Source organism: Saccharothrix hoggarensis (genome assembly GCF_042678885.1).
In the GTDB taxonomy this organism is placed as follows: Bacteria; Actinomycetota; Actinomycetes; order Mycobacteriales; family Pseudonocardiaceae; genus Actinosynnema; species Actinosynnema hoggarensis.
In genome coordinates this window covers 22447-34320 of the sequence record NZ_JBHTLK010000059.1, presented here as the reverse complement: position 1 = coordinate 34320, position 11874 = coordinate 22447, and the positions used below count along the sequence as shown (strand labels likewise).

General features: G+C 72.2%; 9 protein-coding genes. 5 read left to right on the top strand and 4 right to left on the bottom strand.

The window, feature by feature from the left end; translation table 11 throughout:
• Positions 1–467: PucR family transcriptional regulator (locus ACFQ3T_RS14235; protein WP_380723719.1), on the top strand; the 467-nt coding region annotated here is incomplete at its 5' end.
• Positions 468–547: 80 nt separating this feature from the next.
• On the opposite strand, the gene ACFQ3T_RS14230 is transcribed toward ACFQ3T_RS14235, so the two are convergent.
• Positions 548–1846: a tannase/feruloyl esterase family alpha/beta hydrolase gene (locus ACFQ3T_RS14230; RefSeq protein WP_380723718.1), complete on the bottom strand. Its 1299-nt coding sequence runs from the start codon at positions 1844–1846 to the stop codon at positions 548–550.
• A 137-nt stretch (positions 1847–1983) separates the two neighbouring features.
• Here ACFQ3T_RS14230 and ACFQ3T_RS14225 point away from each other — a divergent pair, with 137 nt between their 5' ends.
• Positions 1984–2931: an extracellular catalytic domain type 1 short-chain-length polyhydroxyalkanoate depolymerase gene (locus ACFQ3T_RS14225; protein ID WP_380723717.1), complete on the top strand. Its 948-nt coding sequence runs from the start codon at positions 1984–1986 to the stop codon at positions 2929–2931.
• Positions 2932–3043: 112 nt separating this feature from the next.
• The gene (locus tag ACFQ3T_RS14220) at positions 3044–3310 is read left to right on the top strand and encodes a hypothetical protein (protein ID WP_380723716.1); all 267 of its coding nucleotides are present in this window, start codon (positions 3044–3046) and stop codon (positions 3308–3310) included.
• A 193-nt stretch (positions 3311–3503) separates the two neighbouring features.
• On the opposite strand, the gene secA2 is transcribed toward ACFQ3T_RS14220, so the two are convergent.
• From secA2 to ACFQ3T_RS14205, 3 genes are all read right to left on the bottom strand, one after another.
• Positions 3504–5822: an accessory Sec system translocase SecA2 gene (gene secA2, locus ACFQ3T_RS14215; protein ID WP_380723715.1), complete on the bottom strand. Its 2319-nt coding sequence runs from the start codon at positions 5820–5822 to the stop codon at positions 3504–3506.
• Between the two features lie 77 nt (positions 5823–5899).
• Positions 5900–7195 carry an MFS transporter gene (locus ACFQ3T_RS14210; RefSeq protein WP_380723714.1) on the bottom strand — a complete coding sequence of 432 codons (1296 nt, stop codon included), beginning with the start codon at positions 7193–7195 and terminating at the stop codon, positions 5900–5902.
• Positions 7196–7206: 11 nt separating this feature from the next.
• On the bottom strand, positions 7207–10179 hold the full coding sequence (locus ACFQ3T_RS14205) for an acetyl-CoA carboxylase family protein (protein ID WP_380723713.1): 2973 nt from the start codon (positions 10177–10179) through the stop codon (positions 7207–7209).
• A gap of 154 nt (positions 10180–10333) precedes the next feature.
• Here ACFQ3T_RS14205 and ACFQ3T_RS14200 point away from each other — a divergent pair, with 154 nt between their 5' ends.
• Positions 10334–11143: a sporulation protein gene (locus ACFQ3T_RS14200; RefSeq protein WP_380723712.1), complete on the top strand. Its 810-nt coding sequence runs from the start codon at positions 10334–10336 to the stop codon at positions 11141–11143.
• Between the two features lie 150 nt (positions 11144–11293).
• Positions 11294–11566, top strand: a complete 273-nt coding sequence (locus tag ACFQ3T_RS14195) for a GlsB/YeaQ/YmgE family stress response membrane protein (protein WP_380723711.1) — start codon at positions 11294–11296, stop codon at positions 11564–11566.
• Positions 11567–11874: the final 308 nt, after the last annotated feature.

The following is an 11874-nucleotide window of genomic DNA, read 5'->3' as shown; positions in this document are numbered from 1 at the left end:
CGGCGCGCACGCTGGGCAAGGCGGTCGGCCTGCCGGTGACCGTGGGCGGAGGCGGCCCGGCGGACGGCCCGGAAGGCGTCGCCGCCGCGCACGCCGAGGCCGTGCGGTGCGTCAAGGCCCTGCTCCGGCTGGAGCGCAAGGGCACCGGCGGCACGCTCGCCGACCTGGGGTTCGTGGGCGTGCTGCTGGGCGACCAGGCCGACGTGGCGGGTTACGTCCGCGCCACCCTCGGCCCCCTGATCGACTACGACGCCGGCCGGGGCACCGAGCTGATCCGCACGATCACCGCGTACTTCGCGTGCGGCGCCAACCTGAGCCGCGCGAAGGACGAGCTGCACGTCCACGTGAACACGGTGGTGCAGCGCCTCGACCGGGTGGCGAGCCTGCTCGGCGACGACTGGCAGTCACCGGAACGCGTGCTCGAAGTCCAGCTCGCGCTCAAGCTCATGCGCGTGCTCGGCCAGTAGCCCCGCACGTCCAGTCCGCACCCGCGGGTCCCGCCGCTCGGCCGCCCCCAGAGCGCGCCGAGTGGCGGGACCACCGGGCGTCAGGCCAGCGCGCACTCGGTCGCGTTCACCACCGCGGGCCGCGGCACGGTCGTGGACGCCGGCGGGCGGGTGCCCGACAGCCAGCCCTCCAACGCACCGAAGACCGACCGGTGGCACGGCGTCAACGGCCGCAGGCGGTCCGGGAACACGTCGAACAGCGAGTCCACGTGCGTGCCTCCCTCGATCCGGTAGTACCGGAACAGCCCGTCACGCCCCGCCCGCCGCACCATGTCGGCGTACACGTCGGAGTCGCGGGAGATGGGCAGCAGCACGTCGAGCGTGCCGTGCAGGGTGAGCAGCGGCTTGCCGATCCGACCCGTCAACGCGATCTTCCCGACGGCCCGCTGCGCCTGCGGCCGCGACGCGTAGTCGTAGTCCGCGTCGCACAGCGGCGTGCCGGGCGCGCAGAACGGCGTGCCGGCCTCCCGGTCGCCGTCCCACGCCGGGTCCAGCTCCTCGCGGTAGATCCGCTGGGTCAGGTCCCAGTAGTACTGGTGGTGGAACGGCCACAGGAACTCCGACTCGGCCGGGAACCCGGCGGCCACCACCGCGGCGCGGTCGCCGGTGGCGTAGCCCTTCAGCGCGGGCGGCAGGAACGTCAGCAGGTTCGGCCCGTCGGCGGTCCACAGGGTGCCCTCCCAGTCGACGCCGCCGTCGTACAGCTCCGGCCGGTTCTCCAGCTGCCAGCGGACCAGGTAGCCGCCGTTGGAGATGCCCGTGGCGAGCGTGCGGGACGGCGGCCGGCAGTAGCGCTGCGCCACCACGACCTTCGCCGCCCGCGTCAGCTGGGTGACCCGGTGGTTCCACTCGGCGATCGCGTCACCGGGCCGGGCGCCGTCCCGGTGGAACGCCACCCCGGTGTTGCCCTTGTCGGTCGACGCGAACGCGTACCCCTTGGCCAGCACGAAGTCGCTGATCGCGCGGTCGTTGGCGTACTGCTCGCGCACGCCGGGGGAGCCGGCGACGACGAGGCCGCCGTTCCAGCGCTCGGGCAGCCGGATCACGAACTGCGAGTCGTGCGCCCAGCCGTTGTTGGTGTTGCCGGTGGACGAGTCGGGGAAGTAGCCGTCGACCTGCGTGCCGGACACGGGCGTCGGCGCGGGCAGGCCGGCGGGGGTGAGGCCGGCCCAGTCGGCGGGATCGGTGCGGCCGCCCGCGGTGGACAGGTCGGCGAGGTGGGTCGTTTCCTGGTGCGCGGCACCGGGAACGCGCAGGGGCCCGCATCCTTGGGCGGACGCGGGAACGGCCTGCGCCGTCGTCGCGAGGAGCGCTGCGATCAGCGGAACGGCGATGTTCACCCGTGGCACGGTAAAACGGTTCGCGGCGCGCCGTAATGGGTCGTGCCGCCATGCCCGGCCGCGCCGATGTGGTGCGACGCCCCATCGTGCCGCCCCGGACCCGCTCGTACGGTCGGGAAGCGGACGAGGAGGTCCGCATGCGCGCACTGGCACTGCTCCTGTCGATCGTGTCCATGACCGCCTTGTCGGCCGGGCCTGCGCCCTCGGCGCACGCGGCGACCGTCACCGAGGTGTGGGCGTTCGGGTCGAACCCCGGCAACCTCCGCATGTTCCGGTACGTGCCGGACGGCCTGCCCGCCGGACGTCCGCTGGTCGTGGTGCTGCACGGCTGCACCCAGGACGCCCGCTACGGCACGTCGAGCGGCTGGGTGTCGCTGGCCGACCGGCTGCGGTTCGCCGTCGTGCTGCCGCAGCAGCAGAGCGTCAACAACGCCAACAGGTGCTTCAACTGGTTCCAGGCCTTCGACACCAGCCGGGGTCACGGCGAGGTGGCGTCGATCGCGTCCATGGTGGCGCGGACGAGGGCCGACTTCGGCACGTCGGCGACCTACGCGACGGGGCTGTCCGCGGGCGGCGCGATGACGTCGGCGCTGCTGGCGACGTACCCGGACGTGTTCGCCGGCGGCGGGGTGGTGGCCGGGCTGCCGTTCGGCTGCGCGACGAGCGCGTTCGACGCGTACGCCTGCATGAACCCGGGCCGCGACCTCACCGCCCGGCAGTGGGGCGACAAGGTGCGCGCCGCGACGGGCCACCGCGGCCCGTGGCCGACGATGACCGTGTGGCACGGCACCGCGGACGGCACCGTCGCCGTGGCGAACCAGCGCGAGGTCGTCGAGCAGTGGACCGACGTGCACGCCACGGACGCGACCTCCGATGTCACCGACACCGTCGCGGGTTACCCCCATGCGGTGTACCGCAACAGCAGCGGGTCACCGGTTGTGGAAACCCACACCGTCACCGGTATGGGGCACGGCCAACCGGTCGATCCGGGCACGGCTACCCACCAGTGCGGCACGCCGACCGCGTATGTGCTGGACGTCAATGCCTGTGCGGCGTGGTACCTCGCCCAGCGGTGGAGGCTTTAGTCGCCCGATCGGTGTGTTTTGGGGACACCGGCAGGGGTAGCTGAGTTGACCCAGCGAAGTTCGCACTGCCAGGTGATTTACGTTCACCCGGCGTGAGGTGTCTGCTTCCGGGGTGACTGAGCAACGGCGCTCTACGCGCACAGACCAGGAGTGGGACCTGATCCGGCGCATCCAGAACCTGGCCCACCGGGCCGAACGCACCGCGTTCGACCACTCGAACCTCGTCGGTCCGCCACCGTCGCAGCACCACCTCGACATCCTGGCGGAGATCCGTGCCCTCACCGAGCAGGCGGTGGCGCAGCGGATGCCGAGACCGGCCACCCTGCCGCGCCAGGCGGAGCCGGTGGAGGACGTGAAGCTCTCCGCTCCCGTCCGCTGAGGCCGCGGGCTGGGCCTGTTCCCAGCCCGCGCCAACCCCGCGCGGCCCACGCCGACCCGGCAAGGACGCCGACTCGGCAAGGACCGCGCAAACCCCGCGCGGCGAACCCGCGCAGCCAACACCGTTCAGCGCCGCCGGACGAGCGAACCCGCTCGGCGGCGCGACGACCGGCGACCCCGGTCGGCGTTTCCGGTCAGCGACGCCGGACCAGGCTCACGAGGCCCTTGAACGTCTCCTCCAGACCGGACGAGAACGGGTTGTCGTTGACCAGGTACGTCCACGTGGTGTTCGGCCGCTGCACGCCCGCCTCCGCCAGGTGCGCGCCGTCGGCGTCGATCTCCACCTTGGCGAACGTCTCCTCGGCCTCTTCCCACGCATCCGGGATGATCTTGTGGTACGCGGGGATGGCCTCGCGGTGGAACTCGTCCAGCGGGTTCTGCCGCGCCAGCGCCCGCAGGTGGATGCCCTCCCGCAGGTCGGTCAGGAACGTCAGGTGGTCGCTCCACCGCTGGTCGAGGTGGTGCAGCGCGATCAGCCGGGCCGCCTTCACCTTGACGTCCTCGTCCAGGTCCTTCAGGTCGTGCGCCCGGTCCGTGTTGCGCTCGGACAGCTCCTGCCACGCCAGGTCGGTCCGCAGCAGCTTGTCCCGGTACTCCAGCAGCAGTTGCCGCTGGTGCTCGATCAGCTTGTTGTACCGCCACGTGTTGCGGTGGATCTCCAGGTGCACGCCCTCGGCGACGCGCTGCGCGTGCTCCACGGTGTGCAGCGTGCCCGCGTCGGTCACCCGGCCGTCCTCGTCGACCTCGGCCGGCTCGTCGTGGTCGGGCACGTACTGCGTGACCAGCTCGTCCTGCAACGACGAGAAGAACACCGACCCGCCGGGGTCGCCCTGACGGCCCGCGCGCCCGCGCAGCTGGTCGTCCAGCCGGGACGACGAGTGCCGCCCGGTGCCGATCACGTACAGGCCGCCCAGCTCGGCGATCCGCTCGTGGTCGGTCGAGTCGTGCCCGCCGAGCCGGATGTCCGTGCCGCGGCCCGCCATCTGCGTCGACACGGTGATCCGCTGGAACGAGCCCGCGTCGGCGATGATCGACGCCTCCTCGGCGTCGTTCTTCGCGTTCAGCACCACGCACTCGAGTCCCGCGTCGGCGAGCTTGCGCGACAGCCGCTCCGACTCGGCCACGTCGAGCGTGCCGACGAGGATCGGGCGGCCGGTCTCGTGCACCTTCTTGATCTCGGCGACGATCGCGGCTTCCTTCTGCTCCAGCGTCGCGTACAGGCGGGGCGCCTCGTCCTCCCGGATCGTCTCCACGTTCGGCGGGATGACCAGCACTTCCAGCTTGTAGAAGTCGCGCAGCTGCTCGGCGACGGCGACCGCGGTGCCGGTCATGCCGCACACCGTCGGGTAGCGGCTCAGCAGGGCCTGCACGGTGATCGAGTCGAGCACCTCGCCCGCGTCCGTCGTGGCCACGTTCTCCTTGGCCTCGACCGCGGCCTGGAGGCCGTCCGGCCAGCGCTGGAGCTTCGCGATCCGGCCGCGGGTGTCGTTGATCAGGTGCACCTTGCCGTCGCGGACGATGTAGTCCACGTCCCGGTGCAGCAGCACCTGCGCGTGCAGGGCCACGTTCACCTTGCTCAGCGTGGTCGACACGTGCTCGTCGGAGTACAGGTCGATGCCGCCGAGCGACCGCTCGACGAGCTCGCTGCCCGCGCCCGTCAGGTAGACGTTGCGCTCCTCGTCGTCGATCTCGAAGTGCAGGTCGCGGCGCAGCCGCTTGACCAGGTCGGCCAGCGCCGGGTCGACCGCGGGACCGGCGGTGGAGCCCGCCAGGACCAGCGGCACGCGCGCCTCGTCCACCAGCACCGAGTCGGCCTCGTCGACCAGCGCCACCCGCGGCTTCGGCACGATGAGGTCGCCCTCGTCGGTGGCCAGCCGGTCGCGCAGCACGTCGAAGCCGATCTCCGAGACCGAGGCGTACATGACCTCGGCCTGGTAGGCGGCGCGCCGCTCCTCGGGCTTGGAGCTCTGGTCGATCCAGCCGACCGAGACGCCGAGCAGCTCGTACAGCGGCCCCATCCACTGCGCGTCGCGCTGCGCCAAGTAGTCGTTGACCGAGACCACGTGCACCTGGTCGCCCCGCAGCGCGAAGCCCGCCGCCGCGATGGCGCCGGAGAGGGTCTTGCCCTCACCGGTCGCCATCTCGACCACGTGGCCCTCCAGCAGCCCCAGCGCGCCCAGGACCTGCACGTCGAACGGGCGCAGGCCGAGCGCGCGGTCGGCCGCCTCCCGGCCGAGCGCGCACACCTCCACCAGTTCAGCGCGGCCGAAGTCGGCTTTGCCGCGCAGCGCGACCGCCGCGGCGGTCAGTTCCTCGTCGCTGAGCTCCCGCACCCGCTCGGTCTGCTCGTTCACCTCGTCGAGCAGCTTGCGGTAGGGCGTGAGGTCGGCGGAGCCGGGCTTCTGCGCGAACCGACGCAGCCGCTGCTTGAACCGTCCCAGGAGAGTGGTCACGGCACGGCAACGTACGGCAAGCGCGCAACGTTCCGCACGTCACCCGTTTGACAGTTCACGATTTCACCCACCCGAGGTCACGCACGGTGATGGGTCTCGCGCAGAGCGAGCACGGACCCGAGCGTCACCACGCCCATGACCAGCAGGAACGCCGACACCGAGGCCGACGAGCCGGTCGCCGCCAGCAGCGCCGCCATGATGACCGGGGAACCACCGCTGACCAGGATGGACGCCAACTGGTACGCCAGCGACGCCCCCGAGTAGCGCACGTGGGCCTCGAACAGCTCCGCCAGGTACGCGGCCACCGGCCCGTAGACCAGGCTCGACGCGACGCCGGACACCGCGAGCGCCACGAAGATCAGCCCCAGCGACGCCGTGTCGATCAGCCAGAAGTACGGGAACGCCCAGACCATCATCGCCACCGCGCCCGCCACGATCAGCGGACGCCTGCCGTGCCGGTCCGACCACCGCCCCGCCAGCAGGATCACCGGCACGCTCACCAGCGACGACAGCAGCGTCACCAGCAGCACCGAGTTCCGCGGCAGCGCCAGCGCCCGCGTGGCGTAGTCGAGGACGCCCGCGATGCTCACGTAGAACACGGCGTTGGACGCGAACATCAGCCCCGCGCCGAGCAGCACCGTCCGCCAGTGCGACCGCAGCACCTCCCGCAACGGCGCGGACGGCGCCGCCGGGGCCTGCGCCCGCCGTGCCTTGATCTCCCGGAACACCGGGCTGTCCTCCACCTTGAGCTGGATGAACAGCACCACCGGGAACAGCAGCGCGCTCGCCAGGAACGGCACCCGCCAGCCCCACGCGGCGAAGTCCGCGGCCGGCACCACGGCGCCCACCACCAGGAACGACACGTTGCCCAGGATCACGCCCAGCGGCACGCCGGCCTGCCCGAACGTGCCCGCGAACCCGCGCCGGTCCGGCCCCGCGGTCTCGGTGAGCAGCAGCACGACACCGCCCCACTGGCCGCCCACCGCGATGCCCTGGAAGAACCGCAGCACGACCAGCAGCACCGGCGCCAGCACGCCCGCCGTCGCCGCGGTCGGCAGCAGGCCGATCAGGAACGTCGCCGCGGCCATCATCGCCAGGCACGCCACCAGCGCCGGCTTGCGCCCGAACCGGTCGCCGACGTGCCCGAACACGAGCCCGCCGACCGGCCGCGCGATGAAGCCCGCCCAGAACGTGCTGAACGACAGCAGCAGCCCGACCAGCGGCGACGCCTCGGGGAAGAACAACTTCGGGAACACCAGCGCCGCGGCCGTGGCGTAGATGAAGAAGTCGTACCACTCAAGGCTGGAGCCGACGAGGCCGGCGGCCATGAGCTTGCGCAACGTGCGCCGCTCGGGGGGAGCGGTCGTGACCATGCTTGTCCCTTTCACCAGGTGTCCACGAACGGACGCTTCTTGCCGGTCCGGCCGGCGGCGGGGTCGTCGGCCGGACCGGTGAGCAGGGTGCTGATCCAGCGGCGGGTGTCCGCCGGGTCGATGACGTCGTCGATCTCGAACGCGGACGCCACGTTGAGCGCCTTGCCGTGCTCGTAGGCGGCGGAGACCATCGCCTCGAACATCTCCCTGCGCTGCTCCGGGTCGTCGACGGCGTCCAGCTCGCGCCGGTACCCGAGCCGCACCGCGCCTTCCAGCCCCATCGGGCCGAACTCGCCGCTGGGCCACGACACGGCGAACAGCGGCACCTTCAAGCTGCCCGCCGCCATCGCCTGCGCGCCCAGCCCGTACGCCTTGCGCAGCGCCACGAACCCGAACGGCACGTCGAGGTTCGCGCCGGTCACGAGCATCCGGGTCAAGTGCCGCACGGTGGCGGTGCGCTCGGCGTCCGGCCCGACCATGAACCCCGGCGTGTCGCACAGCGACACCACCGGCAGGTCGAACGCGTCGCACAGCTGTAGGAACCGGGCGGCCTTGTCCGCCGAGTCGGCGTCGATCGCGCCGCCCAGGTGGCCGGGGTCGTTGGCGATCAGCCCGAGCGGCCTGCCCTCGACCCGGACCAGGGCGGTCACGATGCCGCGGCCGAACTCGCGCCGCAGCTCCAGCACCGAGCCGGTGTCCGCGACGGTCTCCACCACGGCGCGCACGTCGTAGGCGCGGACCCGGTTCTCCGGCACGAGGTGCCGCAGGAGCCGCTGGTCGCCGCACTCCCAGCCGTCCACCGGCCCCTGGAAGTACGACAGGTACTTCTTGGCCACCGCGACGGCCTCGGCCTCGTCGGACACGACCACGTCGATCACGCCGTTGGGCGACTGCACGTCGACCGGCCCGATCTCCTCGGGCCGGAACACGCCCAGCCCGCCGCCCTCGATCATCGCCGGACCGCCCATGCCGATCGTCGCGTCACGCGTCGCGATGACCACGTCGCACGTGCCGAGCAGCACCGCGTTGCCGGCGAAGCACCGCCCGGACGCGATGCCGACCAGCGGCACCAGCCCGGACAGCTTCGCGAACAGGTGGAACGCCAGGCAGTCCAGCCCGCTGACGCCGCCGTGGTCGGTGTCGCCCGGCCGTCCGCCGCCGCCCTCGGCGAACAGCACCACGGGCAGCCGCCGCTGCTCGGCCAGCGCGAACATCCGGTCCTTCTTGGCGTGGTTGCGCAACCCCTGCGTGCCCGCCATGACCGTGTAGTCGTAGGACAGGGCGACGACCTGGCCGCCGTTCACCGTGCCGACGCCCGCCACCAGCCCGTCCGCGGGCGTGCGCTCGACCAGCTCGTCCAACGAGCGCCGCCTGCGCTGCGCGGCGATCGCCAACCCGCCGTACTCGACGAACTCCTCGCACAGGTCGGCGATGTTCTCCCGGACCGTGCGCCGTCCCGTCGAGTGCCGCTTCGCCTCCGCCTCCGGGCGCGAGAAGTCGTGCCGCGCCAACGTCTCCGCGAGATCCGGCCGCACGTCGTCGAGGTCGAACTCGACGGCCTTCTCCTCCACGGCCACGTCAACGCCCTCGGCCAGGAGCGTGCCCTCCGAGACCGTGTCGCCGACCGCGACGAGCACCCGCGCGTCGCCGACCGGCACGACGTGCTGCATCTTCATCGCTTCCACGACGACCGCGCCCGACTCGATCGCCACGACGGTGCCCTGCACGGGAGCCCGCGCCCCGGTGTCCTCGCGCGGCAGCGAATCCAGCAGACCGGTGTGCGCCTTCAGGACGTCGGGGTGGTCGAGCAGCCCGCGCAGGAAGCCGATGTTCGTCCTGGCGCCGTCCACAGTGAACTCGTCCAGCGCGCGGCGCGCCCGGCGCAGCGCGATGTCGAGGTCGTCCGCGTGCACCACGACCTTCGCCAGCAACGGGTCGAAGTCGAGGCCCGCCCGGTAGCCGACGGACGCGTGCGTGTCGACCCGCACCCCCGGCCCGGTCGGCGGCACGAACGCCGACAGCCGCCCCGTCGACGTCAGGCTCACCCGCAGTTGCATCGCGCTGCCGCGCGGCGTGTGCGTGAGGTCCGGCTCGACCTCCGTCGCCAGCAGCAGCTGGGCGCGCACCAGGTCCAGCCCCGTGACCTGCTCGGTGACGGTGTGCTCGACCTGCAACCGGGGGTTGGCCTCCAGGAACGCGAACCGGCCGTCCGGCGCGACCAGGAACTCCACCGTGCCCAGCCCGGTGTAGCGGACGGCACGCGCGATCGTCGCCGCCGCGTCGTGCAGCGCGGACCGCAGCTCGGGGGAGAGGTCCGGCGCGGGCGCGACCTCGACCAGCTTCTGGTGCCTGACCTGCAACGAGCAGTCCCGGTCGCCCAGCACCGTCGTGCCGACGAGCTGCACCTCGACGTGCCGGGCGGGCTCCAGCAGCTCCTCCACGAACACCGTGCCGTCGCCGAACGCGGCCAGCGCCTCGGCCCGGCACCGCTCGACCGCGGCGGCGAGGTCGGCGAGCCGCCGCACCACCCGCACGCCCTTGCCGCCACCGCCCGCGACGGCCTTCACGACGACCGCGCCGTGCTCCCGGAAGAACGCCTCGAACCCGTCCTCGGCGCCCGCGAGCACCGGCACGCCCACCTCGGCGGCCAGGGCGCGCGCCCGGCTCTTGTCGCCGAGCAGCTCCAGCACCTCGGGCGGCGGCCCGACGAACGTCAGCCCGGCCTCGGCGCACCGGCGGGCGAACGCGGCGTTCTCGGCGAGGAACCCGTAGCCGGGGTGGACCAGGTCGCACCCCTCGGCGGCGGCCAGCACGGCGTCGACGTCCAGGTAGGACCCGCGCAGGCGGACGGCCCGGTCGGCGTGCCTGCCGTGGGCGTCGTCGGAGTCGGTGACCAGGGCGACGGTGTTCCAGCCGAGGTCGGCGGCAGCGCGGAGCACGCGGACGGCGATCTCTCCGCGGTTGGCGACGAGCAGCGTGGGCACGTGAACCTCCTGAGCGACCGCTTAGTATGTGACCGCGGCCGCATAGTGGCATCTGCGATTGGCGTTCGTCCAGAGGGAACCGGGGGACAGGCCCAGGCGTCTTTGCTCACAACGGTCCAGAGGTGTGACCCAGACGCAGGCCAGGAGGCCCACCGTGGTGTTCAAGAGGATGTTGCGCGCGTTCGGTGTCGGCGGCCCGACCGTGGACACGGTGCTGGCCAACCCGAACGTCCGGCCCGGTGAGGCGCTGACCGGCGAGGTCCGCATCGCCGGCGGCGAGCACGAGGCCCTCATCGACGTGGTCAAGCTGTCCCTCGTCACCCGCGTCGAGGTGGAGAGCGGCGACAACGAGCACAACCGCAACGTCGAGTTCGCGCAGCTCGTCGTCGCGCACGGCATCACCGTCGCGCCCGGGCAGAACCTCGTGCTCCCGTTCCGGTTCCCGGTGCCGCTGGAGACGCCGCTGACCGTCGTGCTGGGGCAGCACCTGTACGGGATGACCATGGGCCTGCGCACGGAGCTGGAGGTGCGCGGCGCCGTCGACCCCGGCGACCTCGACCCGGTGGCCGTCCACCCGACCGCGCCCCAGGAGCACGTGCTCAAGGCGTTCGGCGCCCTCGGGTTCCGCTTCCAGCGCGCCGACAACGAGTCGGGGCGCATCCGGGGCGTCCCGCAGCGGCTCCCGTTCTACCAGGAGATCGAGTTCCTGCCGCCCGCGCAGTTCCTCAACAAGATCAAGCAGCTGGAGCTGACGTTCGTCACCGACCCCCAGCGGCTGTACGTGGTGCTGGAGGCGGACCGCCGCGGTGGCCTCTTCCAGCAGGGCGGCGACGCGATCGGCCACTACGCCATGTCGCACGATGAGGTGATCCGCGCGGACTGGCCGGCGCTGCTCCACCAGTGGATGGACCAGGCCGCCGGCAGGCGATCTTCCGGCGGTTACGGCGGTCGCACGGGCTACTGAGCGACTTCCGGGCGGTCACCGCGGTGGGGGAATCGGCGTCGGCGCGCACGTCGCTGACGCTGCGGCCGGCGTGTTCGGTGGGATGATGAGCGGGAGGCCCTCGGCGAAGTCGGGGACTTCTTCGAAGGCGACTAACCCGCAGGAGGCAACGTGGGCATCGGCGGTGTGATCAGCGCTCTGATCGTGGGTCTCATCATCGGTTTGCTGGGCAAGCTCATCGCGCCGGGCAAGCAGAACATCCCGATCTGGCTGACCATCGTGGTCGGCATCGTGGCGGCGTTCCTGGGCACGTTCCTGGCTCGGGCTCTCGGCGTGGAGGACACGCCCGGCATCGACTGGATCGAGATCATCGTGCAGCTGGCGATCGCCGCGGTCGGCGTGAGCCTCGTCGCCGGCTTCTACGGCAAGAAATCGGTGCGCTAGACCCCGGATCGGACCACCAGGGGCCTCCCGGAACGTTCCGGGAGGTCTCCGTCCCGCCCACGTCCGGGTGAACGTCGAGGCCGCCGGCTCCGGTCCGCGCCCGGCTCGGGCCGCACGGCTCCGGAGTGCGCCCGGCTAGGACCGCTCAGCTCCGGTGCGCACAGCTCGGGCCGCGCGGCTCGGGTGCTCACAGCTTGGGCGCGCAGCGCTCGGGTGCGCAGATTCAGAATCGCTTCGCAGGGGTCCTCGCCAAGGGGACCCCTGCTTTTATTCTGCCCGAAGGGTCTGACAATTCCGGGCCGTCGCCC

Bases quoted from the DNA above. Each gene is read 5' to 3' on its own strand.
- ACFQ3T_RS14225 (WP_380723717.1), top strand. From the start codon at position 1,984: ATGCGCGCACTGGCACTGCTCCTGTCGATCGTGTCCATGACCGCCTTG.
- ACFQ3T_RS14210 (WP_380723714.1), bottom strand. From the start codon at position 7,195: ATGGTCACGACCGCTCCCCCCGAGCGGCGCACGTTGCGCAAGCTCATG.